This window comes from Leptospira broomii serovar Hurstbridge str. 5399, from assembly GCF_000243715.2.
GTDB lineage: Bacteria > Spirochaetota > Leptospiria > Leptospirales > Leptospiraceae > Leptospira_B > Leptospira_B broomii.
Genome location: NZ_AHMO02000011.1, coordinates 326,208 through 352,381, shown reverse-complemented (window position 1 = coordinate 352,381; position 26,174 = coordinate 326,208). Strand labels below are relative to the sequence as shown.

The following is a 26,174-nucleotide window of genomic DNA, read 5'->3' as shown; positions in this document are numbered from 1 at the left end:
AACCTGCTTAGATTAAATCTTCAGTATCTTTTTTGAGTATGATTTCCCCGATTTCTTCCAGATCCCGTAAGAGAGTTAGAATTCTATTTCTTGCATCGGTAATTTCTTTTAGCGTTACTTTTCCACGCAATTCCATATTTTCTAAAATATCATTGGCCCGATTCTTAGACATTGCCTCGAAAAAGTGGGATCGAATTTCGTCGCCGGAACCGCGCAATGCGGTGGCGATCACTTCGTCGTCCCCGAGCCGATTGATCACAAGCCGCATTTCTTTCGAATTCAACAAAAGCACATCTTCGAAAGTGTAAAGCTTTTCCCGAACTTGCGAAGCGAGTTCCGGGGAATGTTCTTCCAAATCCTTGAGTATGGTTTCTTCCAAGGATTTATCCATATGATTTAGGATGCTAGCTAAAGCTTCAGTACCGCCTGCTTCGCTAAATTCGGATTTATCTCTGTGTTCGTATTTTTTCTTTAATACGCGAGCGATTTGTCGGATTGCGTCCGGATGCGTTTTGGTAGTATTAGCTAATTTAAGTGCGACTTTTGATTGCAATTCCTTTGGAAGGAACTTTAAAGTTTCGGCAGCTTTCTTCGGATTTAAAAAAGCCAAAGTGACCGCTATGGTTTGCGGATTCTCGGGAAGAAGTAGTTGCGCCAGGGTTTGGGGCTCGGCATCGTTTAAAAAAGAAAAATCCTCTTCGGTATCTTTTCTATCTAGTTTTCCGAGGATAGTCTCCGACTTTTCTTTCCCGATGGATTTGTATAGCAATTCCCTCGCGGTGTCGATACCGCCTCTGGATTCGCCCGACAATTCTTTTATCGAATCTTGAAAATCAAGTAAGGCTTCCTCTTTTTCCGTCTTGGAAACGGTTCTTATTTTAGCCATTTCCTGGACGATTTCTTCGATTAGGTTTTCTTCCAGTTGAGACAGCGCTTTAGCTGCCGCTTCCTTATCCAGAGAAAGCAATAGCAGCGCTGCTTTGCGTACTTTTTGCGATCTGGAAATGGATTCTTTCTCCGTCAATATTTTGATTCTCCAAAGATCTGAAATCGATCAGACAAGAAGGCGTAACGGATGCTCCAATAAATCACGGAAGACTTCCAACCAGTGAGCGCCGACCGCTCCATCTACGACCCGGTGATCGCAGGAAAGGCAAACTGAAAGTGTTACTCCCGGTACTATCGCTCCGGATTTGATGACCGGTTTCGCTACCGCATTCCCGACCGCTAAGATGGCGGCTTCAGGCTCGTTGATTACTGCTGCAAAACGGTTAATCCCGAACATCCCTAAATTTGAAACGGTAAAGGTCCCGTCCGAATACTCTTCGGGTTTTAGTTTTCGTTCTCTGGCGCGGGACGCAAGTTCTTTTACGTTTCCGCCAATTTCGAGCACCGAGCGTCGATCGGCATTCCTAATATAAGGAGTAATTAGGCCTCCCTCGATCGATACTGCTACGCCTACATCGACTCTACCGTGGCGAAGTATATGATCTTCCCGCCAAGAAGAGTTCACTGCCGGAACCTTTACTAGAGCTAAAGCGGAGGCTTTAATAATAAAGTCGTTTAGGCTTAGTTTGACGTCCTCGCCGGCGGCCTTCAAGTCTGCATTCAGGCTTTCTCTTAGGTTTATTAGTGGTTCGGCATTTAATTCGATATCCAGATAAAAATGCGGTTGATGGGTTTTGGAATGCACCAAACGTGTCGCGATCGTTTTACGCATTCCCGATATCGGTTGTTTTTCTTCAGGGGGGATTGGTCCTGCGAACGATGATCCCGACGGTTGAATGGCTTGGTTTGCCTCAACGTCTCTTTTTATGATTCTGCCGCCGGGACCGGTTCCATTTATTCTGCTTAGATCTAGGCCGGATTCTTTTGCAATCTGTTTGGCAAGGGGAGAGGCTTTGATTCGTCCTTCCTGGGCCGCCATCGTTAAACCGCGAGACGGTTGTACCGGTTTCGGGGTTTCGATTTCAGATTCTATTTCCATAGGGGAAGGCAAAGCTTGAGCGGGAGACGGAACCGCGGCCGGTGGTTTAGGTTGTTCAGGAGTCAATTCTGTAGTCGGCGGGGCCGAGGCGACCCCTACAGGTGTCCGAGCCTTTGCTTCCTCCAATAGCGAACCGATCTCTTCCCCAGCCTTGCCGATGATTGCCACCGGTGATCCTACGGGCAATCTCGCTCCCTCGTTGGCGATAATTTCCAAGAGAACTCCCGAATCAAAAGCTTCCATTTCCATGACCGCTTTATCCGTTTCGACCTCAGCAATTGCCTCGCCGGGTGCGACTGCTTCGCCTTTCTTTTTGAGCCATTTTACGAGAACGCCTTCCGTCATGGTGGGGCTGAGTTGCGTCATTTCAGCTATTTTGGCCATGTTTGATTCCTATTAAAACATTGTTATATTTTAATATTATAATATTAAAAATCATTTAATCATCTCTCTGACTTTGGATATGATCTTGTCTTCACTGGGAAGGGATGCTTTTTCTAGGTTTGCGGCGTAGGGCATCGGCACATCCTCCTGAGTAATTCTTTCGACCGGGGCATCCAAATAATCGAAGGCGTCCTTCTGTATTAGATAAGCGATTTGTGCTCCGAATCCGGCGACGTTCCAGCCTTCCTCCACGACGAGCGCTTTATTCGTTTTACGTACGGACTTGAGTATCGCTTCCTCATCTAAGGGGCGAATGCTTCGTAGATCCAGAACTTCAACGGAAATGCCTTCTCTCGCTAATTTTTCCGCCGCCGGGAGTACGTACATCAGAGCTCTAGACCAGCTGATAATGGTCACTTGCGTGCCTTCTCGCTTTATATCCGCCTTTCCCAACGGAATTGAAAATTCTCCGTCCGGGACTTCTCCTTTGCTGCCGTACAAGACTTCACTTTCTATAAAAATAATCGGATTATTGTCCAGGATGGATGTTTTGAGTAGGCCGTATGCATCGGAGGGAGTGTAGGGGGCGACAACTTTGAGTCCCGGAATATGCGCGTACCAACTTTCGAAGGATTGAGAATGTTGGGCCGCAAGTCGACCTCCCGCACCTCCCGCACCTCGAAAGACTATCGGAATCGGAAACTGACCTGCACTCATATAATTCATTTTCGCGGCCGAGTTGATGATTTGATCGATTGCGACTAACGAAAAGTTCCATGTCATAAATTCTATAATCGGCCTTAGGCCGACCATTGCGGCTCCTATGCCGACTCCGGCGAATCCATTTTCGGAAATCGGAGTATCGATTACTCGTCTCTCTCCGAACTTGGCGAGCATCCCTTGCGAAACTTTATAGGCGCCTTCGTAATGGCCGACTTCCTCTCCCATTAGGAAAATATTCGGATCCTTTTCCATTTCCTCGCTCATAGCTCGATTAAGAGCTTCTCTATAAGTTAAGATAGGCATTAAACGTTCTCCGCGTAAACGTGCTTGTACAGCCAACCGAGCGGAGGCTCCTCGCTTTTTTCCCCAAAAAGCACCGCCTCTTCGACCGTATTATTAATCGAATCGCTAAGTTTATCCAGCTCTTCTTGAGTCCAGCCGCACTGGAGCAATTCTTTCTCGGCTTTGATCAAAGGATCGCCTTGTTTATATTTTTCCAATTCTTCTTTCGTGCGATACTTGGCCGGGTCCGACATGGAATGCCCTCGAAAACGATATGTAGAAATCTCCATTAGAGTCGGTCCTTCTCCGCGTCTTGCTCGGTTGATTGCAACTTGAACGTGATCACGTACCTTTCGAACCTCGTCTCCTTCGATATGATCGCGGGCGATATCGTAGGCAGCGGCCCTTACAGAAACGTCTTTGACCGACAGGGCCCGGTATTCGGGAGTCCCCATCGCATAATGATTATTTTCACAGATCATGACAAGTGGGAGCTTCCAGATCGCCGCTAGGTTCATGCCTTCATGGAAAGAGCCGATATTCGCAGCTCCTTCCCCGAAGAAGCACAAAGTAACCGCACCGTCTTGACGGTATTTCGAAGCGTATGCGATGCCCGCCGCTAGAGAGATATGCCCGCCTACAATACCGTGGCCGCCCATAAAGTTTTTAGATTTATCGAAGAAATGCATGGATCCACCGTTTCCATTAGCAATTCCGGTTCTTTTGCCGAATAATTCGGCCATTAAGGATTTAGGATCCAAGCCTCTCGAGAGCGCATGGCCATGATCTCTATAAGTGGAAACAATATAATCTTTTTGTTCTAGAGCTGCAATTGCCCCGACTCCTACCGCTTCTTGTCCGATATACAAGTGGCAAAAACCGCCGATCTTGCCCATACTATAGGCTTTAGCGGCTGCCTCTTCAAAGCGGCGAATCAAAAGCATTTGGTGGTAGAGTTCATGGAGATCCTGGGTGTCTTTTTTAGTTTTGGGTTGGCTCATGGTTTTGTTTAGACGGAAAGTTTCCTTTCTCTACTGCAATCTCTAACTATGGAAGCGGAAGAGGGAAGAGCAAACTGATTTCCTGCAGTTTGCAAAAAAATTCTTGAACGATCGGAGTAAAAGGTCTCGAGTCCGTTTGAATTTTTCGGCTACTAAAGTTCGCATTCGAAAATTTCATCCGCTTCTCCTTTGATTCCTCCTTGAGAGTCCTTCATACCGATTATTCGAATTAGATTCGCCCTGCTTTCTGATCTATCAAAATGGCGCTGAACATCGGTCTTTTTAGAGGTAGCAAGTTTCTATCGCGATAGGCTTTCGGTAAGAAGGGAGTCCAAAAAATTGTAGTAAGCCGCATTTGTTCAAATTGCGGGCGGGAAAGAATTGATAAGTTGCATATATTCAAATAGCCACGTGTCATTTTCCGGGAAGCGATATCTATAAATCTGTTTCGGAAGTTAGCGATGGAATGACTAATATCTTACCGCTTTTCGATTATCCTTAGAAACGCAAATTTACGACGGAGGATTCGCTCAATTCTCGTCAGTGAAGCAATTATTTCTCGGACTGGAAGGAGTAGGCATCTAGAGAATCTAGAGAGGTGGATGTTTTTCGGAACGAAATATCGATGGTGAGGGGATAGGAATCGGAGAATTCTGGGAACAAATCAAAAAAATACTTAGGGAAATTCGCAAATCGATCGAATGATAAGATATGCCCTAAAAAGGGGAATTTTCTAGAAAAAAATAGAAATTCTCTCGTTTTAAAATCATCAAAAAATAGCAATAATCGCTATAAATCGGCAAATAATTCAGAAAACTTGCCAAAATCCTCCAAATTAATCCAGCAACTACTTCCCACCGAAGATATATCTGAAGGAAACCGTGTTCTTTTAAGCAATTTCAAGATCATCTTCCTTCGTTAAAAGATATAGAACCATAAAGACCAAAACCAAACCAATGCACAGGATCCCGGCACGGACGCCGGGCTCATGATCAGTTTCAAGGAGGAAACTCATGATCATTAACCACAACTTAGCCGCGATAAACTCCCACCGCGTCCTGAAATTCCAGAACAACGAAGTGGCAAAAAATATGGAAGCATTGTCTTCCGGTATGCGGATCAACCGTGCCGGTGACGACGCTTCCGGACTTGCCGTTTCCGAGAAAATGAGAACTCAGGTCAAAGGGCTTCGCCAAGCGGAGAGAAACACCGAGGATGGAATGTCCTTGATCCAAACCACGGAAGGATATCTGCAGGAAACCAATGATATCATTCAACGAGTTCGGGTTCTTGCCATTCAATCTTCCAACGGAATCTATGGCGCTGAAGATCGCCAAATGATCCAAGTAGAAGTTTCTCAGCTCATCGACGAAATCGATCGGATTGCCTCCCAAGCAGAGTTCAACAAAATGGCGCTACTCCAAGGGGATTTTGCCCGCGGATCTAGAAGCGCTTCGATGTGGTTCCACATCGGTCCGAACCAGCACCAAAGGGAGAGAGTCTATATCGCTACGATGACTGCGAAAGCCCTGAATCTGATCAAAGCCGATGGTACGTTACTCACTCTTTCCACTGCGGAACAGTCTAACGACGCTATCGGATTCTTGGATGACGCTCTGTTGAAAATCAACAAGCAAAGAGCGAATCTTGGAGCATACTTCAACCGACTCGAGCACGCTTCGAAAGGTTTGATGGTTGCTTACGAGAACATCCAGGCTTCAGAGTCGCGAATCAGAGACACAGACATGGCGGAAGAAACCGTTGCGTTTACCAAAAACCAAATTTTGGTTCAATCTGGTACTGCAATGTTAGCTCAAGCCAACGTCAGACCCCAGTCCGTCCTTCAATTACTTAGGTAATTAGGACTTTCCGGTGCGGGAGTAGAAATACTCCCGCACCGGGAATCTTTCTCCATCCCGACTAGGAAGCCGCGAATAGCGGCTATCGTCGTCTTGTGATGCGGGAAGAGAAACAGGAACAGGGTTGGTCGTCTTCTACTTTCATCCAATCCTGCTCCGGTTCCTTTTCCTAGGAAGAAATTCCTATGAAAAATGGCCGTGGGTTTTTCGGAACCTAAGCTCGTTATAGCGAGAGATAATCAATTGAACTCCTAGGGAGAAAATGGCCTGTCGGGTGGTCCGACCGGGTCCATCCCGGAGCACCGGACAGACCATTGTCCGACGGAAGATAGGGAGATCTTCCGGCAATCTCTACAAGGAGTGTAGGATGATTATCAATCACAACCTGAGCGCGGTGAATGCTCACCGTTCTCTCAAGTTCAACGAGCAAGCTGTGGATAAAACCATGAAAGCGCTCTCATCCGGTATGAGGATTAACTCAGCCGGTGACGACGCTTCCGGTTTGGCTGTCTCCGAAAAGCTTAGGACCCAGGTAAACGGTCTTAGGCAAGCGGAGAGAAATACGGAAGACGGAATGAGTTTCATACAGACTGCGGAAGGATTTCTTCAGCAGACTTCGGACATCATTCAAAGAATCCGGGTTTTGGCCATCCAAACCGCGAATGGAATCTATAGCCCCGAGGACAGACAATTGGTCCAGGTGGAAGTTTCTGCTCTGGTCGATGAGGTGGATCGAATCGCTTCCCAAGCGGAATTCAATCGATTCAAGCTCTTCGAGGGACAGTTCGCTAGAGGCTCGAAAGTGGCCTCTATGTGGTTCCATATGGGACCGAACCAGAACCAACGGGAGAGGTTTTACATTGGGACGATGACTTCTCGAGCTTTGAAACTTCTGGGAGCGGATGGGAAACCAGTTTCCGTTTCTACTCCTACGAAGTCCAATGATGTGATCGGCTTTGCCGACGCTGCACTCGGGAAGATCATGAAGCAAAGGGCGGATATGGGAGCATATTTTAATAGGCTTGAATATTCCGCGAAAGGGCTCATGGCGGCATACGAGAATATGCAGGCCTCCGAGTCTAGAATTCGGGACGCCGATATGGCGGAGGAAATGGTTGCGCTAACTACAAAACAAATACTCGTGCAGAGTGGTACGGCGATGTTAGCACAAGCCAATATGAAACCGAATTCGGTCCTGAAACTTCTTCAAATGTAGTTTTCCTCGGAACCGGAAATACCACCGGAAGATTTTCTCTTCCGGTGGTTTTTTTTTCGTCAGAATAGGAAGAATCTTTAGAGGCTTGCGGATTTTTTTAGAATTACCTGAAATTGCGTTGTTATAAGTTTTTGGAGAATTACTTTGATGGAATCAATCCGATCCGATGCAACTTTTGATAGTCCGCCATCCTTCAAATCCTGAAAGTTGCATTTCGTTACGAAGAAAATCGCAAAGATTTATAAATTTATAAAGCGAGTCGTTTTACGTCGTAACGGGCGACGTCCGATGAAATAAAAAAGGCACGTAAGATTACGTGCCTTTTCAAATTAGAAACTAGGGATTCGCCTAAATCTTATTTATTGGATTTGAATTCCAAAGTTACTACGCCGCGAGAAGCTGACTTCACAGTAAGGTTTTTAGTAGCTAGGAAAGAGAATCCGCGGTCCTTCTTATATACAAGTTCGTCCATAAATAGGGCGTCCTTGCCTGGATACGTAACTTCCCATTCCGATCCGTTCGTATCTGAAGTTCGAACGTTGACGTCTTTTGCCGCAGTGAATTCAGTTAGATCGTCCTTGAACTTTGTAGATTCATCAGCATTCAATCCGGTGAATTTCAAGATGATCGTATTATTTTCGGTCAGGTTGAACCACTCTTCTTTCAGCTGCTTGTTTACTTTTTTCGCAACGCTTTCCGCCCACTGAGCGATCGCTTTTTCACGAGAAACCTTTTGGGTAATATCCGCTGCTCGGCCGTCTCCGGTTCCGGAATCAACGATTTTACCGTCACCCCAAAGTAGAATTACTTTGTAAGCTCCCGTAGCAGCCGTATTGTATAGAGGACGATCCAGGGATTTTCCACCGATACTCGTTAGGACCGGCTGGTCTTCTGTTTCCACATTTCCGATGATCATGACTTCGGCGCCTGAGGCTTGAGCTTGGGCAACAATCGGAGAACCTGCATCCACAGTCGACGGATCGACTTGAGACTTGTTTACCGTTTTTGCGGCGGTTGCGGCATCGACCACTTTGTTACCTGCTTTCTTCAGGTTTTTAGCGATCTCTGCTTCAGCAATATTATTCGGCGTTAAAGGTGGAACGGCTTGTCCAGCCACTTTCGAAGGAATTACGATGATAACCCGAGGGTTTCCTACATCGGCTAACAGAGAATCGACGGCCGTTGAAATTTTACTTTCTTCGACAGTACATCTAACCGTTAATTTTAAGATTGGTTGTGTATCGATCTTACCTTCCGCTTCATCGACGATATCGTATGATTTTACGAATGCATCGGTTTTGGAAAGTAGACTCGATCCTAGGCTTTCTCCATCGGAAGCTTGACTTTTATTCGTTATCTGTTCTCCGACGATTTTACGTACTGCATTGATCTTTGCATCTTTGAGGGCGCGTTGTTTAGCATTCGCTTTATCGCCGTTATAAATCGGAGCTTCTCCAAGTACGGTTATTTGATCTCCGTTCTTTTCGTAGGGTTCCTTTTTCTTACGACCGGAGGCACTTCCGGTGGCACAGGCGAACGCAAAGGCGAGGATGAGGGTTAGGGCGGAAATCCGCAGGATGGGCAACTTGGCCATATCGCTTCCTTTTTCTCCTTGAAGAATAGAATTCTGTCTATTTAGTGAACAAATAAGGGTTCTTACATGCGGTTAAAAGAAAGAAACAAAAAAATCCTAACTTCCGTCATTTTTTTTCTGACAATATCCTCCGATTCCTGCACCGAGGCTTCTCCTCGCCGCCATATTTCAAATTCTAAAATCATTCCTGCCGAAGTCGCTTTTTACGAAGAGGTCCTTCCTTCGCTTTCCGGTAAAACGGTAATCTTAGTCACGAATCCCTCCGGAATCGGTAGATATCCTGAGAGAATTCTTCGGGAATTTAAGGAAAAGAAAGTTAAGATCAAACATTTGATCGGTCTTGAGCACGGCTTTTTGGGTTTAGAGGAAGATTTTAGTAAATCTCCCGTAACAATGGATGAAACCTTTCAATTACCCATTTATCACATATATAAAGTAAAAAATTCGGAGATCCCTGCTATATTAAAGGGTGCGGATGCGATCGTTTTTGACGTTCTCGATATGGGAATGAGATGCTATACATATCTAAGTGTTTTAAAAAGATTGATGGATAATCTACCGGATCCTCAAAGTACGCGATTTGTCATCTTAGATCATCCGAATCCCGCATTGTATTTGGGAGCTAGAGGCGAAGGTATTCAAAAGAAATTCTTAAACTTTGCGGGCGAGTTTCCTTCCCTGTTTTTTACCGGAATGACGATTGGCGAGGCTGCATCATTCTATAACGGTGAATACCTTTCCGATAAAGTTAAGTTAGAAATCATCTCTCCCAAAAATCTAAAGAGAGGATTTGATTGGGAAAAGGAGGGGATAGCCTGGACGACTCCCTCTCCTAATTTGCCGATGTTGGATTCAGCACGCAATTATCTAGGGTTGGTGTTACTGGAAGGAATCAATGTTTCTGTCGGTAGGGGAACTCAAGCTCCGTTCGTATATTTCGGTGCCCCTTGGATGGTTGAGCCGGACGCTATCCTAAACGAATTAAATGATTCTAGTACGGGGAATTACTACTACCAAAGCGTATATTTCAAACCTACTTTCGGCCCGTTCAAGGGCGAAATTTGTAGAGGGTTGAGACTTACAGTCGTAAATAAAAATTACGATCCGATTCAAATGGCTTACTTCCTCGTTACGACTCTGAAGAAGCACTATAAAGATTTTCGATGGAGACAATATCCGGACGGAACATTCAATATCGATTTTCTATGGGGAACCGAACGGTTTCGTCAATCGATAGATTCTAATTTGAGCTACGAGAACTTTAAACGCTCTTATTCCGAGTCGGAAGATTCCGCCAATCGAATTGTGCGAAAATATCGATTGTACTAATTGTTTTTTAAGATGAACGGCTACATACAGTAAGATGGGAAAATTAAAAAAAACGATACTTGCGGCGATGATCCTATTCTGCTTTCAGCTAAACGCTCAATCGGTGGGGCAATGGAAGGAATATTCTCTTAAACAGGTGTTAGGACGATTGAAGTTCTACGCATTCGCTAAGATTGCCCAAAGCGTAAGAAAAGGGGTTTCCTATTCCATAGAGCGCGAAGTCTTCCAATCTCCTTGTCAGCTGGACTTTCCTAAATTAGCGGAAAATTTCGATTGCGCCTATTTACAAACAGGCACTTTGGACGGTAAGATTCAATCTCCGACGAATCGTTCTCTTCCTTCCGCAGGTTTAACTTCGACATATTCTCCGATTCCGATCAGCGCAATGTGGTACGAAGGTTCAACTCTTGCAGGAAAAGGATCTTTATTTATTCCGAGGAATCAATCCGCTTCCGGCGATTTGAAATTATTTTACCTGGCGGACGGAAAACTCAGTCATTACGCGAGTGGAGATAGGATTGTGGTTTTTGATTGGAAAGGAAACGAACTGAACACTATCCTCGAAGTGAAGGTGGACGACCTGCTTCGTCCTCTTAGTGGGAGAGAATATTTTTTTCAATGAGCCTTTTATCCACAGGCTACCTTCGGATGCTTGACCATGAAGGCTTGGATCCCGTGGAATATCTCTGGGTTGTCGCCACGTATCCCGGCTCCGAATCCGGAAAGCAAATTGCAGATTTCCCTAAGCCGCAATTTCGCATTGCCGACTTGCTAGGAAAAGAAGTTACGTTGCAATTTACCGGCCAGATTCGATGCGTTCATTGCGGTAAGCACACTAAAAAAAGTTTTAATCAAGGAAGTTGCTATTCCTGCTTTCAAACTTTAGCTCAAAACGATCTTTGCATTTTGAGACCTGAAACCTGCCACTTCCACCTAGGAACCTGTCGTGAACCCGACTGGGGAGAGGAATATTGCTTTCAAAAGCATACAGTTTATTTGGCGAATACTAGCGGGCTAAAGATAGGAATTACGAAAGAAAATCCCGTCTCGAATCGATGGGTCGACCAAGGAGCGCAAGAAGCAATTCCTCTTTTGGAAGTGAAATCCCGCCGGGACGCCGGAGTGATAGAAAAGAAATTTTCCTCCATAATCGACGATAAAACGAAATGGCAAGTAATGGTGAGTACGGATTCGGTGCGGGAAGATCTATCAGAAAAAAGGAAAGAACTTTTGTCTCAATTGGAATCTTGGGATCTGGGCGTTTATTACGAAGTTCTCTCTCCGAAATCAAGCACGACGATTCGCTATCCTATTTTGAAGTATCCGACCAAGGCAAAGGCATTTCAACCTGAAAAAGACCCGACTATAAGATCCATGTTATTAGGAATCAAAGGGCAGTATTTATTGTTCGAATCCGGAGTAATCAACTTGCGCGCCTATGCCGGCTACGAGGCGAGTCTATCAGTCGAATCCTAATCGACACGAATTCGAGAATCGGTTTCTCTGGACTAGGTTCCAACTATGAAAATTCGCTCTTCCAAATTTCTACCTATTTTTCTACTCGGTTTTTTTCTCAATTCCTGCGGCTGGATCGTTGAAACCACTTTTCCGGTATCTATAGACGAGTTTCTCGGAAAACAATTTTATGAAGCTGCCGTTTTGGGACAGGACGGAATGAAGGTTTTACATAACGAAAGACTTCGTTCCTATATTCAAGGAATCGCGGATAGAATATTGAAAGCAAAGGAAATACAGTACAAAACCGAATTTCCATACAAGGTAACTATTCTGGACGATGATTCGGTTATCAATGCGGTTTGCGCCCCGGGAGGCTATATTTTCGTCTATACAGGACTTTTGCATTTCGTAAAGGATGAAGCCACGCTTGCAGGAGTGCTCGCGCATGAAATTGCGCACGCGGAAAAGAGACACTCTATGAAGCAATTATCTTCGAGCATCGCTACGTATTTTGCGATTTATTTGGTTCTATCTTATGTACTCGGGCCGGATTTAGCGCAACATGCATCAGGGATGGCTTCGTTATCCTCTAATTTACTTTCACTTGCCAACAGTCGCGGTGCGGAGGAAGAAGCAGACGCATTCGGTTTTCAATATATGCGAGCCACTCCGTATTACCCTGGAGCTTCGGCGAACTTTTTTCGAGATATCAAAGCTTGGAGACAAAGACATTTGGGTGAAAAGGAGGATACGCTTCCTCTAGGTAAGTATTTAAGTACTCACCCGCTTGATGACGAACGAATTGCGGACAGCGAAAAGCGTTTGAAGGATGCCGGAATCGGCGCGCCTCAGCCTGAATCTTTCTTTCGAGATCGTTATCAGGAAAAAATATCGGCCTTGTTAGGAAAGAGAGAAGAAGAAGAGGAAATGCCGAACGCAAAACCCTCGACCGGTAAAAAGCGTTAATAGAATGTCGGGATGACTGGATTTGAACCAGCGACCCCTTCGTCCCGAACGAAGTGCGCTACCGCTGCGCTACATCCCGAATTTGGAACCAGGATCCAGTTTGGAATCGGATTTGCAAGGCAATTTTAGGAAGAAGGCTTTGCAACGATTTTTGCAGTTATCTCGTTCAAACTACAATAATCCTTTTCTCCTAGTCCTTCGCGAATTCCCTCGTCGTAGATAGAACCGAGGGAAGAGCATAAAGGTAAAATGATTCCGGCTTGTTCCGCCAATGCCAAAGCATGATTGACATCTTTCCGCATATTCTTGAGTGAAAAATGTGTTTCGTAATTTCCGGCAAATACGAACGGAAATTTGAATTCAGCGATTCCCGATTTTGCCGCCGATTGCATTAGGATTTCTTTGAGAATTTCCGGAGAGATTCCTTCTTTCTTTGCCAATAAGAATCCTTCCATATAAACTTGAAAAATTCCGGCCTGTACCATATTCAAAGCGATTTTAGCCCTTTGCCCGTCCCCAATCGTTCCGCAATAAACGACATTCTTTCCGCAAATATCGTAGAAGAAGGAAATCTCGGAAATTTCTTCCGGACCTTTTGCACCTACCATGAATAAGATCTGCCCATCTCGAGACGCGTTCTTGGATCCCGTCATCGGAGAGTCGAAGAAGGATATTCCGCGCTCCGAACAAGCCTTTCCGATCTTGGAAGTCAGTTCTGGAGAAGTCGTTCCGGTATCTACGACATATCTGCATTTACTTTCGAGAAGACCGAATGAGAAGACGACTTCCTCCACTACGGAATCTTCCGTAAGGCAGAGGACTACTAAAGCGGCCTCACTTGCGGCAGCTTTTGGATCATTATAGATAGATACATTAGAGGATTCTAAATCTCGAATTTTTTCGGGATTCCTTGCGTATAAACGAAGTTTATAGCCTTTCATAGAAAGATTATTCGCAATTCCTCTTCCCATGATTCCTGTTCCGATAATCGCAATTTCCGGTGCCGACATACTAGGCAATTCTTCCCGAAATGGAGGATCCTGCAAGAAAAAAGAATCGATTAAAAGGAACTAAGAGCCGCGCGAATAAAGCTCGTAACCGGGGCCTGCTCTCGAGTATCTTCCAAGCCTTCTCGAAGCTCTCTCAATACGATTTGCGCATCCGTTAAAACTGTATTTATATTCGTGTGAAGGTCGTCTCGATTGATCAATCTTCCGAGAGTGCCGTCACCGCTATTAACTTTTGTAGTGATATCGGCTACGTTTGAAAAAGTTTTGCGGATATCTCCTCTATTTTCGGCGATAAGCTCCGAGAGGGAAACCAACGGATCTTGTAAAACTCTTCCTTTCAGTTGAGCGCCGGTTTTATAATCCACCGGCTTATAGATACTTCCAGGAGGAAGTTTTGCCTCCGGAGGCGCCTCCAGCGTTCCAGGATCGATGGAGATTACGCGGCCGGACAAAAGACTTTCGTTTCGAATCGTGATATCGTAATTTTCATAGAGCCGAAGCGGTTCCTTCAGGATGATCGTTACTTCCACCCGGGTAGCAATCCCGATTTCGCCGGCAGGTAAGGCGGTTCCTTCTTCGCTAATTTGAATCAGACGAATATTGGATACATAACCGAAAGGAACTCCTTGAACGGTGACTTTATTTCCGACTTTGATACCTTCAGCGTTTTTAAAATTGATTTTGAGAAATTCTCCCCGTTTTTGAACCGGGCCTCCTTCAGTCATTACGGTAAAATAACCTACGATGACTAAGGCAACGGAAAAGATGGCGCCTACTAAAAGATAGCGAAATGATTTCATTTTCTATTCCGATTCTCCACTATTAATATCGACTTTTTTTCCGCAAATTCGGCTCTTTGACCCGGGTTTTCACGACTTAGTTTCCAAAATCATGGGACCCTTTGTCGAGCCGGTTACAAACTGCCTGACAAACTCGTTATCGGAGGCTTTGACATCGTCGGGAGTTCCGGTATAAAGAACCTGACCTCCGTAAAAGAAGGATATCCTGTCCGCAATCATATATGCGCTCGACATATCATGAGTTACCACAATTTGCGCAGCCCCGGTTTCTTGACGGATTCGAATGATTAATTCGTTGATCACATTCGACATGATCGGATCCAATCCTGAGGTCGGTTCGTCGTAAAGTATGATCTCTGGATTAGACGCTATGGCTCGAGCCAATCCAGCTCGTTTTTTCATTCCTCCGGAGATGTCATTCGGATAATTATCCTTTGCGATGGTCATATCCACTAACCTGAGTTTTTCGGATACGATCCTTTGAATTTCGGCTTCCGGAAATAGTTTGTGCTCCCGTAGAGGCAATGCGACGTTATCGAAAACAGTCATCCAGTTGATAAGCGCACCCGACTGAAATAGGACTCCCATTTTCGCGCGGAGACGTTTTCGTTCCACTTCAGTAATACCTGAAATTCTCTCTCCAAAGATTCTACATTCGCCTGCGTCAGGATCTAATAGGCCGGTAATATGCTTGAGTGTTACGGACTTACCCGTTCCCGAAGGTCCGACAATCACCATCGTTTCTCCCTTTCTGACTTGCAGGTTCATACCCTTCAGGATTTTTCGGGATCCGAATGCCTTATGCATATTGACGATTTCTATCGCGTAATCCATTATCTATTGCCTATAGAAAATCGCAGTAATGACGTAACCGAAAAAGATCACCATCAAGAAAGAAGTTACCACCGATTCCCTGGTTGCCCGACCGACTCCTATCGCTCCGCCGAAAGTCCTGAGTCCATGCGAACAGGAAATGGAAGCGATGATTAAACCGAATACGTATCCTTTAAAAAGCCCGGTATATAAATCTTTCAATCCGGGAATGGATGTGATCCTTTCGTAAACATCTTGAAAATATACGATATATTCGATCCCTAATTGAAAATGTCCGACGACTGCACCGCCGAAAATTCCTAGAATGCTGGAATATACGCAAAGAACAGGGACCATCAACGAGAATCCTAAGACTCGAGGAAAAACCAGAAATCTTACCGGATCTATCGACATGACTTCCAAGGCGTCGATTTCTTCCGAAACTTTCATCGTTCCGATTTCGGCAGCCATGGCGGAACCGATCGATGCCGAAAGGATTAATGCAGTCATAAAAGGAGACATTTCTCGCGTGAGGGTGATCGTAAGGAGCAATCCGATTTGTCCTTCGGCTCCAAAATCTTTCAGACCTAGCCCAGTATTCAGAGTCAAAAGCATTCCGGTAAAGATAGCAACGACGGAAACTACGAATAAACTCCCTACTCCTGCAATGAACATTTGATCTAGGATTTCTTTTCTTTTATCGTAAGAGAATCTAAGATTTAAAAAAGTCTCCGCAATTAGTAGAATCGTATATCCCGCTGCATAGAGTGTCTGATTTGCTTTTGCCTTTAAAGTCTCAAACATTCTTTTATATCTTTATCCACCATAGAAGTTGGACGGTTGTTTTTTCCTTGTCTTTTTCAACTCCGAAAAATCCGTACAGAAATTGGTAGGAAGTTTTTTCCGGAGTGGAGGAATACTCGACCAAAAAGGGGATATGTACATGAAATTCATCCTTTGTCCATCGTTGAGTGTACAACCTCATCAGGAAAGAGAGACGCTTTTCCCCGTTAGCTAATTTCTGGAACTCTACGATGGACCAGACCGGATCCCAAATTCTTTCTACAGCTTCCGATTTTAACGGGAAGAGGGAAAGGAAATTCCAAGTTAAGTTTCCGTCTCTGTCCTCATGCCAACGAAAAACCGGCCATAGTTTATAGTAGTTTTCTTCTCGACCCCATTGAACGTAAGTTCGATTCGTCCTCCACCAAAAAGGAATCAGATACGTTTCCGAGGATTTTATATGATACGTGTCCGAACTCAGGCGAAAGTAGAGAGGAGTAAAAAATCTAGTCTCTTTATAAGCGAAACGATAGTAGCCATAAAACGGAAAAAGGATCAATTTCCGGTAATCTTCGTCGTCGTTTCGACCATATTGGATCAGAAAAAAAAGGACATTCCAATCTATTTCTTGGGTTCGTTTATCATATCCGTAACCGAGGAGAGAACCCAAAAGTGGAAACCATAAATAAGCTCGAGCCTTCATATTCCCGAAAGCGGAATCCTTCGACAAATACAAGGGCCAAAACATCCAATACGAAACCGGCTCTCGTTTGTCCTGAAACGTTTCTCCCCATTGAAAGAATGGCCAAAGAATCGAATATCTTTCGTATTTCCCCTTATGCACTTTTCTGGAAAAAATAGGAAAGAGACGGAACTCACTTCGAACGTCCGAACTCCCGTACAGAAAGATGGGCCAAAGAACAGAGTGTGCGTTATATGTTTTGTATTTCCAATTCGTATAAATGGGAAATAGCGCGAAGTTTAATTCTGAATAGGCCAGTTTGCTGCGAAGTCTCCCGTAAATCGGAAAAAAACCGAAATAGGATTCTCGGGCCGAATCCCCTTTCCCCCAAATCAAAAGAGGGGAAAGAGTATCCTCATCCCAGCCTTGATCGTCGTGAAACGCTTCGGTTCCCGTCGCAAAAAAAAGAAAAGACCAAACTTTCCAGTAATCCGTTTGTTCCGAGTAGAAAATGGGCAATAAGAAAGTTCTATATTGATAATTCGATTTTGTTTCCTTATAATAGGAAAAGAACGGCCTGTAGATTTGTTCTTCCTCTCCTAGGCGTTTTTCCTTCTGATACAAAAACCAAAATTGGCTGTACTCGGCAGGATAAGGAGAAACCGGTTTGATGGGGAATTCAGAAAATAGACTTTCCGTACAAAAGAGGAATGAAAGGATAAGAAGAATTCGCACAAATCTCATTCTTTAGGTCCGCATCTGAAGTTTGGAGGAAAGAGAGGTCCGTTTGTTAAAGGTAGCTGTCTTATACGGAGGAACGTCCACGGAGCATTTGATATCCCTGGGGACAGGCGCGTTCATATGTAGGACATTGGCCGCCATGGGACATCCGGTCAAACCCATTCTTATCACTAAGGATGCTAAGTGGGTAATCCCTAGTGAATATCGGATTCTTTTGCCGGAAGGAGAACCGACCGATTCGCTTTCTTACCAAAAAGAGTTCGAACGATTAAACGGATGCGTTGCCTCTTCATTTTCAAGTCTAGATTGCGATATCGCCTTTCTGGGATTTCATGGAACGTTCGGAGAGGACGGATCTATCCAAGGATTTTTGAAGGTGCTCGGAATTCCATTTACCGGATCGGGCGTAAAAGCGTCCGCATTAGCCATGAATAAAATTACGGCGAACCGGTTGTTTCAAGTTGCGAATCTGAGCGTTGCACCTTTTTGGGAATTGAAAAAAGAGGATTACATTGCGGCGCCGACTCAGGTCGAATCGCTCGGATTGCCATTCCCGTTATTCCTCAAACCGGTCGAGGGCGGATCCAGTTATCATACTTATAGAATCAACGCACGCGAAGAGCTAGTGCCGAAATTATCCGAGTTCTTCGAGCACGAAGATCATGCTATATTGCAAAAGTTTCTATCGGGAACCGAAGTATCCTGCGGGGTGTGGGAAACGAATACAAACGGAAAAAGATCCATTCTCGCGTTACCTCCCACCGAAATTATTCCCGGCGGAGAATTTTTCGATGTCGAGTCCAAATACAAATCCGGATTGTCCCAAGAAATTACTCCGGCACGGCTGCCAGAGTCGATTATTCAAAAAATACAGAATCAGTCGATTCTGGCGCATAAAACGCTAGGTTGCGAAGGATGTTCCAGGACGGATTTTATCGTCGTGGAAGGAGAGCCGTATATCCTGGAAACGAATACTCTTCCGGGAATGACTGAAACCAGTTTACTACCGCAGCAGGCAAAAGCAGCCGGAATTCCAATTCAGGAAATCTATAGATCATTGATCGACCAAGGGTTGGAACGGGCAGGTAAAATTCCCGTACGATCGACTTAACGAATTTGGAATAGAGCAAGTTTCGCGAAGAAATTAGGTCGAATTGTAATCTGCTTAAAATCCCGAAAAAAGGCCCTGTCTTCTACGGTAAATCCGCGGATTTGACAAAATTCTTCGAAGTCCAGTACGGAAAGGAAGTGTAGATTCGGAGTGTCGAACCAGCGGTACGGTAATAAATCCGTAACGGGAGTTTTTCCTCCTAATAGAATCTTGAATCGTACTTCCCAGTATCCGAAGTTTGCGAAAACGATTACGACCCGCTTTCCGATTCGAAGACATTCCTTAATGATATCTCCCGGATGGCGGGTTTCCTGAATCGTTTGGTTTAAAATTACGTAATCGAACCTTTTATCTTCGTGATGCTCCAAGCCCTCGTCGATATCGCCATGATGTACATAGACGCCTTTTCGGATGCATTCGACGATCGCGTCTTCATCTTTCTCAATTCCTTGTCCTCTGATTCCTTTTTGGCTCAATAAATAGAGTAGGTCTCCGTTCCCGCAACCCAAGTCCAAAACTCTCGAACCCGGAGAGATTGCGTTCAGGATATAGGCGAAGTCCGGCCTTTCTTTTAATGTAATATCAGATAAGATGCTTGAATCCATTTTTCAACTTGCCGGGTTTTCCAAAAATCCGCGAAGAATGTCGTCTTGTTTTTGATTCGCCAGTAGGAAGCTATCGTGGCCTTCCTTACTATTTAATTCCACGTAAAAAACCCTTTTATCCGACGCCTCTAAACTTTTAACGATTTCCCTGGACTGAGCGGGAGGATACAACCAATCGGAGCTATAGGATACCACTAAGAAGCGGCAGATTGCAGGAGTCAGCGCGGCGGTTAACTCCTTGCCCTTTCCTAAGCTAAAATGATCCAGCGCCTGAGTAACGTAAATATAAGAATTCGCATCGAAACGATCCACGAAGCTTTCCCCTTGATAGATCAAATAGCTTCCGACGGCAAAGTCGGAATTAAGAAGATTTCCTCTCGGCGGATTTCTGCCGAATTTTTCCCGCATTTTTTCATCTGAAAGATATGTGATATGAGCGACCATTCGGGCGAGAGCCAATCCTTTTCTAGGCGAGTTTTCGTCATATAGACCGTTATTCCAATTCGGGTCGGATAAGATTGCCTGACGACCGACCTCATTGAAAGCAATCTGCATAGCCGAATGCTCTGCGGTAGAAGCTAAAATAATGCAATTGGTCAGGTTTTCCGGATACGCAATACTCCATTGCAGGGCTTGCATACCTCCCATGGAACCGCCGGCAACGCAATACAGTTTTTCCACGCCTAAATACTCTACTAATAATTTCTGCGCAGCGACCATATCCTTGATGGATACGAAAGGAAAGCTGGAACCGAAAGGTTTCCCAGTAACAGGACTGATTGTTAAAGGACCTGAAGAGCCTTTACACCCTCCGATTACGTTCGAAGAGATTACAAAATACTTATTAGTATCGAACGCCTTTCCAGGGCCGATATATTCGTCCCACCAGCCCGGTCGTTTGTCCGAGGAAGTATGGAAGCCGGCGGCGTGGGCGTCTCCGGAGAGTGCATGACATATTAGAATTGCATTATCTTTCCTGTTGGAAAGTTTACCATATGTTTCGTACGCGATTACGACCGGTGAAAGAACGGATCCATTATCTAAGCGTAGGTCGGACAAGGTGACCGTTTCCGTTTTGACGATTCCGACCGATTTTTCCAGATTCATTCCTTCTTTTCCAAATTGGGAAAGCCACTCTCTAGATTCTTAGACTGGAATCTTAAGAAGTGGCTGTTTTAGAGGATTTTCTTAGAGGAATTAGACGTCACACCTTTTTCAAAGCCTCGTCTAAATCGGTAATAATATCATCGATATGCTCTAGACCTACGGACAATCGAATAAAATCGGGGGTTACTCCGGCTGAGGCCTGTTCAGCAGGGGAGAGTTGTTGGTGGGTGGTAGAGGCCGGGTGAATAGCTAAGGATTTTGCATCTCCCACGTTCGCTAACAGAGAGAATAACTCCAAATGGTCGATGAATTTCTTCGCTTCCGAGATTCCGCCCTTTACGCCGAATCCTAAAATCGCGCCGAAGAGATTTCTTTTATGATACTTTTTAGCCAAGGCGTAGTTTGTATCGTTAGGAAGGCCGGGATAATTGACCCAGGTTACTTTCGGATGCTTGGACAAGAATTCCGCGACTTTCTGAGCGTTTACGGAATGTTGGGTTATGCGAAGAGGTAATGTTTCGATACCTTGAATGATATTCCAGGCGTTGAAAGGAGAAATCGCCGGGCCCAGATCCCTTAGGCCTTGAACGCGGGCCTTGATGATAAAGGCTATATTTGCGCCTCCAAACGGTTCAAACTTTCCGAATACTTCCCAGAATTTCAAGCCGTGATAGCTGGGATCCGGCTCGGTGAAGTTTTTGAATTTCCCATTTCCCCAGTTGAATTTACCCGAATCGACGATAATTCCCCCGATGGAACTTCCATGTCCGCCTAAAAATTTAGTTAAAGAGTGAATGACAATATCCGCTCCGTGCTCGATCGGCTGGACTAAGTAAGGGGAAGGCAGCGTGTTATCGATCATTAACGGAACGCCGAGTTCGTGAGCGACTTTTGCAACCCCCTGTATATCAAGAGTATCTAACTTAGGATTTCCTAATGTTTCCGCAAAGAAGACTCTAGTTTTTTCGTTCGCGGCTTTCCGGAAGTTTTCCGGATCCGATTGATCCACGAAATGAACCTTAATTCCCAATTTCGGGAAAGTATAGTGGAGTAGGTTGTATGTTCCTCCATACAGAGAGGAGGAAGCTACGATTTCTTGCCCGGATTCGACTATATTTAACAAGGCAAGAGTTTCCGCCGATTGTCCGGATGCAGTCGCTAATCCTGCAACTCCGCCCTCTAACGCCGCGACTCTTTGTTCTAGGACGTCCGTGGTCGGGTTACCGATTCTAGTATAGATATTCCCGAATTCCTGCAGACCGAAAAGACGAGCTGCATGATCCGTATCCTTGAAAACGTAGGAAGTCGTTTGGTATATTGGGACTGCTCTGGATGTGGTCGTTGGATCTGGTGCCTGACCAGCGTGAAGAGCGATGGTTTCCGATTTGTATTGTCTAGCCATATGAATAAATGAGCTCCTTTCATTCATATCTCGGATTTCAATCTGCGAGCGTCAAGAAATAATTCGTTAAATAAGATAATAAATTTAATATAACGGAATATTGTTCTAAAAATCTTGGACTCTGTCGCCTATCCCTTATGGGGTATATTGGATTTCCTAGGAAAAATATTTCCAAAATAAAGATAATTCATTCTTATTGGCTGGTTTTCGTTCTTGAGAATCTTTTTTCGGGTAGCACGCCTCGAATTCGATTTTGATCTAAAAACCGGTCAGTATTCGGTCCGGTATTTGATTCAGATTCTGTTCGGAGTTTACGATACTATAGATACTATTCTTAAGTTTTACGAAGTTTAGAAGAGGACGCCCGGTAAACTTTCTCCGGGATGGAATATGAATTTAAAAGCATTTACGAAAATAAAGAAAGGCATTCTATATCCCGGAATATTCCTCTTCGCAATGCTTATATTTCCTATTCCCGGGACCATGGATTTAGAGGCCCAATTATGGTTTCCACCCGGTAGGCAATATATGCAACCTCCGGATCCGTTTACGTACGACGCGGGGATTAACAAATACAATAACGATTATTATTTTTATATCGCTCCGACTCTGAACTTAAATTTCGGCGGAGACTTCGGAATGTCTCTTACAGTTCCAGCAAACTTTCTAATTTATCAGACTCCACCGATCGATCCAAATGCAAAGATAGGAAGCATTCGTAAAATCGATTACGATCAAAAGAGTGAATATTTACGATTTATTAATAATATATGGTACGGAACCTTCGGGCAGTACAAGCCGGGTGAAACTACCTTTTCGGTCTATGCGGGAAAAATTTACGACGGGTATATCGGTCACGGAACGATCGTTAATAGATATGTAAACAACCAGAGGATCGATAATTACAATGTGGGCGTGATGTCCGATATCAACACGGATTTCGGAGGGGTTCAAGTATTTACCAATTCCATTTATTCGCATGAAGTCGGAGCCGGGCGAGTATATGTTCGTCCTTTAGCCGTCGCGTTCAAGCTGTTTGATATTTTAACGGGTAGATCCCAATTATTTTCGATGCTACCGGTGGGTCAGGGGAATGTTGCAGACGAGGCCGGTCGTCGCAAGGTCTACGAGGAAGCGGGAGTCGATTCGGAAGATCGGGAGAAGTATAGAGCCTTAGTGGAGGACGAAAAGACAAAGGAAAAGAAAGAAGAAATGATTCCGATCGATAAAAAACCGGAAACACCTCAGCAGAAAATGAAAGAGTTTTTCAATCAGGATAATTTTGCGAATCGATTCGCAATCGGTTATACTACGGCATTCGACACAAAGGCTCCTACTCAACTTTCCTTCGATACGACCGGCCGCTTAAGATTGGACGCGAATAATAACCCTTTAGTTCAGACTACGGACCGGTTGACGATAACCGGAATGGACGCCGAATATAAACTTTTAAGTTCCAAATACGTTGAACTCACGCCATACTACGACATCAATACGATTAAAAATTTAAACAATGCGAAAGGTACCCATTATGGGACCGTCTTACGACTCGGTGGTAAGGACATTTATTTAAAAGTTAAACCCGAGTATAGGAATATGGATTCGAATTATATTCCGATGTATTTTGACAGCTTCTACGAATTAGAAAGATTTCAATCGAATGTCTCTACCAATATTCCCGAAACAAAATTACAGGCGGCCAAACTTGTGGATCCAAACGGACCACGTTTAAAGGGAACATTCACCTCCATCATACTAGCCTTTTACAGAATGTCGATCGAGACAAACTTGGAACGCTATAACGGCCCAAATCACTCTCGAGTCTTCGTGGGAGTATATCTTCCGATCGGAAGCTTATTCATGGTATCAGGATATTATACCAAGAAGAATTTCACTCAAAATAGCGAAGCATTTAAAATCGATAATAATGCAGTAGGGGCAATCGAGGTCGCTTTGAATCTGGGGGTCGTAACGATTCGAGTGCAGGATGTACGACGTTGGGTATACAATAGTACTTCAAATACGTTTACCGCTCAAGACGAGCAGAAAATTCTATTTTCCAATTCCCTTACTTTTTAAAACAAGTTCCCATTGAGCGAGTAAAAAGGCCAATGCGTGCTCGCTCCGAAGTATCGCAGAAGATACATTGAGCGGAGAGGCTCCGATTTCTCGAAATCGTTTCATTTCTTTAGCACTCCATCCAGGTTCAGGTCCGAGCAGGAACCCTACATTTAAAATACTCATCCGTGCGGAAAGTAGCGAATCGAACATGCCACCTTTACGATCTAAATAGAAAAGAGAACCGGAAAAGTCCGGAAGCACGTCGGAAAATTTTGCCTTGGATCTAGTTCTTTCATTCGCTATAGGGATAGAAAATCCTAAGGAAATCGACGGTTCGAAAACGTTCCAACCCTGTTCCATTCCTATCCTTAGTTCGGCCCGTAAATTCTCGGATTTCCAGATAGGGGAGGTAAGGTATTCGTCACGAGATAGATCTGTTGTGTGAAATTTGATCGACTCGATCCCCCAAGTTCCGGCTAAATGCAGAATTTTTTCCACGGTGGGAGGTCTTTGTACGGCGGAAAATAATGATAGCGAAGGCGTTCGCCTTTTCGGCACGACGATTTTAACGTAATTACCGAGGATGTACTTCGTATCAATGTAAATGATCTTGAATTTTCCTAAAGAATCGTTTAGAATTCCCGCCTTAATCGAATCGGAAGGCTTCTTCTTTAAAATATTTCTAATATGATTGATTCGTATCGGATCGGTGACTTTAAATTTCTTATCTTCCGTTTCATCTTCGCGAGACAAGAGAAGGATATTCATAATTAAATTTCATACTGAGGTCGCTCTTCCTCTTGAGGCGCGTCCGGTATTGACGGGGGAGGGATTTGCGGTTCGGATTCTTCCGTATTCGGCGGGACCTCCTGTTCTTGAAAAATAATTCTTTCCTGAGTAAAGAAACAAGCTCTCGCGATTCCGATTAAAATAAGCGCAAGAAGTAAGTTGCGAGCGAAACGTTGACCGAAACTTCTAGTGACCATATAGCGCGGTTGAGCTTGCTGATAGGTTTCCTGGGAAGATGTCGGAGTCTGCCAACCTAAGGATTCGTTCTTACGAGGTAGGATTTTTTCCTTTGCCTTTCTCCATAGCTCCTCCAGGAAAAGAAAAAATCCTCGCAAGGAGCGAGGATTGCTATTTTCTTCCGATCCTAATTCATAGCGACCTCCCACAAGGGAAGCCTTATCATCGGGATCAAATATGAAGGAATGGTAACACCGAGGGCACCGAACCGTCAACTTTCCTAGATTAACCGGGATTCGTAGTTCGGTTCGGCATGAAGAACAGGGAACAATATATCTCACTTAGTATTTTAGAGATTCCTTCAGTATATCAACGTTTTCTCTGTAATTTTCGTTACCTAACTGATCGTTGTAATCGAAAATCTTAGTGAAAAGGCGGTCAAAGTCGTCCAGGTGTTTTACGTAGAATTGTTTTTTAAACGCATTCCGGAGTGGGTGAGTTTTAGTATTTTCTACGCTGGTCAGAATGTATTTTCCAACACCTTTTTCGCTCGGGGTTTCTCCGCGTCCATATTCGGGATAGCCGTTCTTTTGGTAATAAACTTCGACCTTCTCATTATGAGCCGGTTGGCTATTCGGTCCACGATCTATGATTTCTGAAACAACCTTATCTTCGATGCGGAAGTTATTTTTATAAACCTTGCTGATAAGCTTAGCGATATTTCGGGGAGGTTCCATACGTGGATCCGGATCATTGCTGTTTTGACCGTCAAAGTAGATTTCTACAAATTTTGCCAAACCGCCTTGAACAAGCTTTCCTTGCCCACGCTCGTCATCCTTAATAAAATCGTAAACTTCTACACGGATGCAGTTGTTTGCCGGATCTTCTTGATTAACGGCCGGAACACATTCATCGCCGTTTCCTTTTCCTTTAAAAAGAACGGTGCGGAAAGGGAGGATTCGAACCTTCATCTTCATTAGAACCGTATGACGCGTAAGTCTTTGGTTCAGCTCGAAGATGCGCTCATCTAAGCCTTTCTCAGTGTCTAGGATTGCTGCTCCTGCTTGGAGATCATCCTTCTTTTGGCCTTGTTGGTTCTGTTGTTGGGCATCCAATAGGCCGGTTACTGCCAAAATGGCGAGGCAAAATGCGATTTTGCGTTTCATTGTCCCCTATTCCTTGGTACTTTTAATAAGCGGATTTGAACTTCTCGGTTTTCCGAAAAATCCCTGTATATAGTATCGGAAAAATAGACTCCGGATTGAATGTAAGATTTACATTTTCGCGAGTTAAA

General features: G+C 44.5%; 24 protein-coding genes and 1 tRNA gene. 8 read left to right on the top strand and 17 right to left on the bottom strand.

Features of this window, described 5'->3' with window-relative positions; all coding sequences use genetic code 11:
* Positions 1-7 precede the first annotated feature (7 nt).
* The 4 genes from fliG to pdhA are packed head-to-tail and all read right to left on the bottom strand — an operon-like array spanning position 8 to position 4,377.
* The gene (fliG, locus tag LEP1GSC050_RS19020) at positions 8-1,024 is read right to left on the bottom strand and encodes a flagellar motor switch protein FliG (RefSeq protein WP_010569941.1); all 1,017 of its coding nucleotides are present in this window, start codon (positions 1,022-1,024) and stop codon (positions 8-10) included.
* Between the two features lie 30 nt (positions 1,025-1,054).
* Positions 1,055-2,371, bottom strand: a complete 1,317-nt coding sequence (locus tag LEP1GSC050_RS19015; protein WP_010569940.1) for a pyruvate dehydrogenase complex dihydrolipoamide acetyltransferase — start codon at positions 2,369-2,371, stop codon at positions 1,055-1,057.
* A gap of 51 nt (positions 2,372-2,422) precedes the next feature.
* Positions 2,423-3,397, bottom strand: coding sequence for a pyruvate dehydrogenase complex E1 component subunit beta (locus LEP1GSC050_RS19010; RefSeq protein WP_010569939.1), 975 nt, complete (start codon positions 3,395-3,397; stop codon positions 2,423-2,425).
* Positions 3,397-4,377, bottom strand: a complete 981-nt coding sequence (gene pdhA / locus LEP1GSC050_RS19005) for a pyruvate dehydrogenase (acetyl-transferring) E1 component subunit alpha (RefSeq protein ID WP_010569938.1) — start codon at positions 4,375-4,377, stop codon at positions 3,397-3,399. Before pdhA ends, LEP1GSC050_RS19010 begins: the two co-directional genes overlap by 1 nt.
* Before the next feature lie 1,013 nt (positions 4,378-5,390).
* Here pdhA and LEP1GSC050_RS18995 point away from each other — a divergent pair.
* Positions 5,391-6,236: a flagellin N-terminal helical domain-containing protein gene (locus tag LEP1GSC050_RS18995; RefSeq protein WP_010569936.1), complete on the top strand. Its 846-nt coding sequence runs from the start codon at positions 5,391-5,393 to the stop codon at positions 6,234-6,236.
* A 367-nt stretch (positions 6,237-6,603) separates the two neighbouring features.
* Positions 6,604-7,452 (top strand): flagellin N-terminal helical domain-containing protein, encoded by an 849-nt coding sequence (locus LEP1GSC050_RS18990; RefSeq protein ID WP_010410442.1) that lies wholly within the window; start codon positions 6,604-6,606, stop codon positions 7,450-7,452.
* A gap of 355 nt (positions 7,453-7,807) precedes the next feature.
* Here the strand turns inward: LEP1GSC050_RS18990 and LEP1GSC050_RS18985 are convergent, their stop codons facing one another.
* Positions 7,808-9,046 carry a lipoprotein LipL46 gene (locus LEP1GSC050_RS18985; RefSeq protein ID WP_010569935.1) on the bottom strand — a complete coding sequence of 413 codons (1,239 nt, stop codon included), beginning with the start codon at positions 9,044-9,046 and terminating at the stop codon, positions 7,808-7,810.
* A gap of 66 nt (positions 9,047-9,112) precedes the next feature.
* Between LEP1GSC050_RS18985 and LEP1GSC050_RS18980 the strand changes: the two genes are divergently transcribed.
* Genes LEP1GSC050_RS18980 through LEP1GSC050_RS18965 form a run of 4 tightly spaced genes read left to right on the top strand, consistent with a single transcriptional unit; the run spans position 9,113 to position 12,799 of the window.
* Complete coding sequence (locus LEP1GSC050_RS18980; protein WP_010569934.1) at positions 9,113-10,375, top strand: exo-beta-N-acetylmuramidase NamZ family protein; 1,263 nt, start codon at positions 9,113-9,115, stop codon at positions 10,373-10,375.
* A gap of 34 nt (positions 10,376-10,409) precedes the next feature.
* The gene (locus LEP1GSC050_RS18975; RefSeq protein ID WP_020987880.1) at positions 10,410-10,997 is read left to right on the top strand and encodes an LIC_11883 family protein; all 588 of its coding nucleotides are present in this window, start codon (positions 10,410-10,412) and stop codon (positions 10,995-10,997) included.
* Positions 10,994-11,851, top strand: a complete 858-nt coding sequence (locus LEP1GSC050_RS18970) for a DUF2797 domain-containing protein (protein WP_010569932.1) — start codon at positions 10,994-10,996, stop codon at positions 11,849-11,851. The genes LEP1GSC050_RS18975 and LEP1GSC050_RS18970 overlap by 4 nt, the downstream gene beginning before the upstream one ends.
* Before the next feature lie 45 nt (positions 11,852-11,896).
* The gene (locus LEP1GSC050_RS18965) at positions 11,897-12,799 is read left to right on the top strand and encodes a M48 family metalloprotease (RefSeq protein WP_010569931.1); all 903 of its coding nucleotides are present in this window, start codon (positions 11,897-11,899) and stop codon (positions 12,797-12,799) included.
* Positions 12,800-12,806: 7 nt separating this feature from the next.
* On the opposite strand, the gene LEP1GSC050_RS18960 is transcribed toward LEP1GSC050_RS18965, so the two are convergent.
* From LEP1GSC050_RS18960 to LEP1GSC050_RS18935, 6 genes are all read right to left on the bottom strand, one after another.
* Positions 12,807-12,878: transfer RNA gene (locus LEP1GSC050_RS18960), tRNA-Pro, on the bottom strand.
* Positions 12,879-12,924: 46 nt separating this feature from the next.
* Entirely contained in the window at positions 12,925-13,809 is an 885-nt protein-coding gene (locus LEP1GSC050_RS18955; RefSeq protein ID WP_010569930.1) for an NAD(P)-dependent oxidoreductase, read from the bottom strand.
* Positions 13,810-13,859: 50 nt separating this feature from the next.
* Entirely contained in the window at positions 13,860-14,609 is a 750-nt protein-coding gene (gene mce / locus LEP1GSC050_RS18950) for a mammalian cell entry protein Mce (protein ID WP_010569929.1), read from the bottom strand.
* Positions 14,610-14,678: 69 nt separating this feature from the next.
* The gene (locus LEP1GSC050_RS18945) at positions 14,679-15,446 is read right to left on the bottom strand and encodes an ABC transporter ATP-binding protein (protein ID WP_156896034.1); all 768 of its coding nucleotides are present in this window, start codon (positions 15,444-15,446) and stop codon (positions 14,679-14,681) included.
* Positions 15,447-16,226, bottom strand: coding sequence for an MlaE family ABC transporter permease (locus tag LEP1GSC050_RS18940; protein ID WP_010569927.1), 780 nt, complete (start codon positions 16,224-16,226; stop codon positions 15,447-15,449).
* A 4-nt stretch (positions 16,227-16,230) separates the two neighbouring features.
* Positions 16,231-17,631 (bottom strand): hypothetical protein, encoded by a 1,401-nt coding sequence (locus LEP1GSC050_RS18935; protein ID WP_020987931.1) that lies wholly within the window; start codon positions 17,629-17,631, stop codon positions 16,231-16,233.
* Positions 17,632-17,674: 43 nt separating this feature from the next.
* On the opposite strand from LEP1GSC050_RS18935, the gene LEP1GSC050_RS18930 reads away from it, so the two are divergent.
* Entirely contained in the window at positions 17,675-18,739 is a 1,065-nt protein-coding gene (locus LEP1GSC050_RS18930) for an ATP-grasp domain-containing protein (protein ID WP_040911940.1), read from the top strand.
* Here the strand turns inward: LEP1GSC050_RS18930 and metW are convergent.
* From metW to LEP1GSC050_RS18915, 3 genes are all read right to left on the bottom strand, one after another.
* Positions 18,736-19,344 (bottom strand): methionine biosynthesis protein MetW, encoded by a 609-nt coding sequence (gene metW, locus LEP1GSC050_RS18925; RefSeq protein WP_010569925.1) that lies wholly within the window; start codon positions 19,342-19,344, stop codon positions 18,736-18,738. The two genes, LEP1GSC050_RS18930 and metW, sit on opposite strands and share 4 nt — an antisense overlap.
* A gap of 3 nt (positions 19,345-19,347) precedes the next feature.
* Entirely contained in the window at positions 19,348-20,451 is a 1,104-nt protein-coding gene (gene metX, locus LEP1GSC050_RS18920; RefSeq protein ID WP_010569924.1) for a homoserine O-acetyltransferase MetX, read from the bottom strand.
* 97 nt (positions 20,452-20,548) lie between these two features.
* On the bottom strand, positions 20,549-21,853 hold the full coding sequence (locus tag LEP1GSC050_RS18915) for an O-acetylhomoserine aminocarboxypropyltransferase/cysteine synthase family protein (RefSeq protein WP_010569923.1): 1,305 nt from the start codon (positions 21,851-21,853) through the stop codon (positions 20,549-20,551).
* A gap of 390 nt (positions 21,854-22,243) precedes the next feature.
* Here LEP1GSC050_RS18915 and impL63 point away from each other — a divergent pair, with 390 nt between their 5' ends.
* Positions 22,244-23,932 carry a cytoplasmic membrane protein ImpL63 gene (gene impL63, locus LEP1GSC050_RS18910; RefSeq protein WP_010569922.1) on the top strand — a complete coding sequence of 563 codons (1,689 nt, stop codon included), beginning with the start codon at positions 22,244-22,246 and terminating at the stop codon, positions 23,930-23,932.
* Here the strand turns inward: impL63 and LEP1GSC050_RS18905 are convergent.
* The 3 genes from LEP1GSC050_RS18905 to fcpB all read right to left on the bottom strand — a co-directional run bounded on the left by LEP1GSC050_RS18905 (position 23,906) and on the right by fcpB (position 26,046).
* Positions 23,906-24,682, bottom strand: a complete 777-nt coding sequence (locus LEP1GSC050_RS18905) for an RsmE family RNA methyltransferase (RefSeq protein ID WP_010569921.1) — start codon at positions 24,680-24,682, stop codon at positions 23,906-23,908. The two genes, impL63 and LEP1GSC050_RS18905, sit on opposite strands and share 27 nt — an antisense overlap.
* Before the next feature lie 2 nt (positions 24,683-24,684).
* Positions 24,685-25,155, bottom strand: coding sequence for a Kelch repeat-containing protein (locus LEP1GSC050_RS18900; RefSeq protein ID WP_232225831.1), 471 nt, complete (start codon positions 25,153-25,155; stop codon positions 24,685-24,687).
* 66 nt (positions 25,156-25,221) lie between these two features.
* Entirely contained in the window at positions 25,222-26,046 is an 825-nt protein-coding gene (gene fcpB, locus LEP1GSC050_RS18895) for a flagellar-coiling protein FcpB (protein WP_010569919.1), read from the bottom strand.
* Between the last annotated feature and the right edge of the window lie 128 nt (positions 26,047-26,174).

Bases quoted from the DNA above. Each gene is read 5' to 3' on its own strand.
- LEP1GSC050_RS18965 (WP_010569931.1), top strand. From the start codon at position 11,897: ATGAAAATTCGCTCTTCCAAATTTCTACCTATTTTTCTACTCGGTTTT.
- pdhA (WP_010569938.1), bottom strand. From the start codon at position 4,377: ATGAGCCAACCCAAAACTAAAAAAGACACCCAGGATCTCCATGAACTC.
- LEP1GSC050_RS18990 (WP_010410442.1), top strand. From the start codon at position 6,604: ATGATTATCAATCACAACCTGAGCGCGGTGAATGCTCACCGTTCTCTC.
- LEP1GSC050_RS18935 (WP_020987931.1), bottom strand. From the start codon at position 17,631: ATGAGATTTGTGCGAATTCTTCTTATCCTTTCATTCCTCTTTTGTACG.
- LEP1GSC050_RS18940 (WP_010569927.1), bottom strand. From the start codon at position 16,226: ATGTTTGAGACTTTAAAGGCAAAAGCAAATCAGACACTCTATGCAGCG.
- mce (WP_010569929.1), bottom strand. From the start codon at position 14,609: ATGAAATCATTTCGCTATCTTTTAGTAGGCGCCATCTTTTCCGTTGCC.
- LEP1GSC050_RS19010 (WP_010569939.1), bottom strand. From the start codon at position 3,397: ATGCCTATCTTAACTTATAGAGAAGCTCTTAATCGAGCTATGAGCGAG.
- LEP1GSC050_RS18995 (WP_010569936.1), top strand. From the start codon at position 5,391: ATGATCATTAACCACAACTTAGCCGCGATAAACTCCCACCGCGTCCTG.
- metW (WP_010569925.1), bottom strand. From the start codon at position 19,344: ATGGATTCAAGCATCTTATCTGATATTACATTAAAAGAAAGGCCGGAC.
- LEP1GSC050_RS18975 (WP_020987880.1), top strand. From the start codon at position 10,410: ATGGGAAAATTAAAAAAAACGATACTTGCGGCGATGATCCTATTCTGC.
- LEP1GSC050_RS19015 (WP_010569940.1), bottom strand. From the start codon at position 2,371: ATGGCCAAAATAGCTGAAATGACGCAACTCAGCCCCACCATGACGGAA.
- metX (WP_010569924.1), bottom strand. From the start codon at position 20,451: ATGAATCTGGAAAAATCGGTCGGAATCGTCAAAACGGAAACGGTCACC.
- impL63 (WP_010569922.1), top strand. From the start codon at position 22,244: ATGAATTTAAAAGCATTTACGAAAATAAAGAAAGGCATTCTATATCCC.
- LEP1GSC050_RS18985 (WP_010569935.1), bottom strand. From the start codon at position 9,046: ATGGCCAAGTTGCCCATCCTGCGGATTTCCGCCCTAACCCTCATCCTC.
- LEP1GSC050_RS18970 (WP_010569932.1), top strand. From the start codon at position 10,994: ATGAGCCTTTTATCCACAGGCTACCTTCGGATGCTTGACCATGAAGGC.
- LEP1GSC050_RS18915 (WP_010569923.1), bottom strand. From the start codon at position 21,853: ATGGCTAGACAATACAAATCGGAAACCATCGCTCTTCACGCTGGTCAG.
- LEP1GSC050_RS18905 (WP_010569921.1), bottom strand. From the start codon at position 24,682: ATGAATATCCTTCTCTTGTCTCGCGAAGATGAAACGGAAGATAAGAAA.
- fcpB (WP_010569919.1), bottom strand. From the start codon at position 26,046: ATGAAACGCAAAATCGCATTTTGCCTCGCCATTTTGGCAGTAACCGGC.
- LEP1GSC050_RS18980 (WP_010569934.1), top strand. From the start codon at position 9,113: ATGCGGTTAAAAGAAAGAAACAAAAAAATCCTAACTTCCGTCATTTTT.
- LEP1GSC050_RS18955 (WP_010569930.1), bottom strand. From the start codon at position 13,809: ATGTCGGCACCGGAAATTGCGATTATCGGAACAGGAATCATGGGAAGA.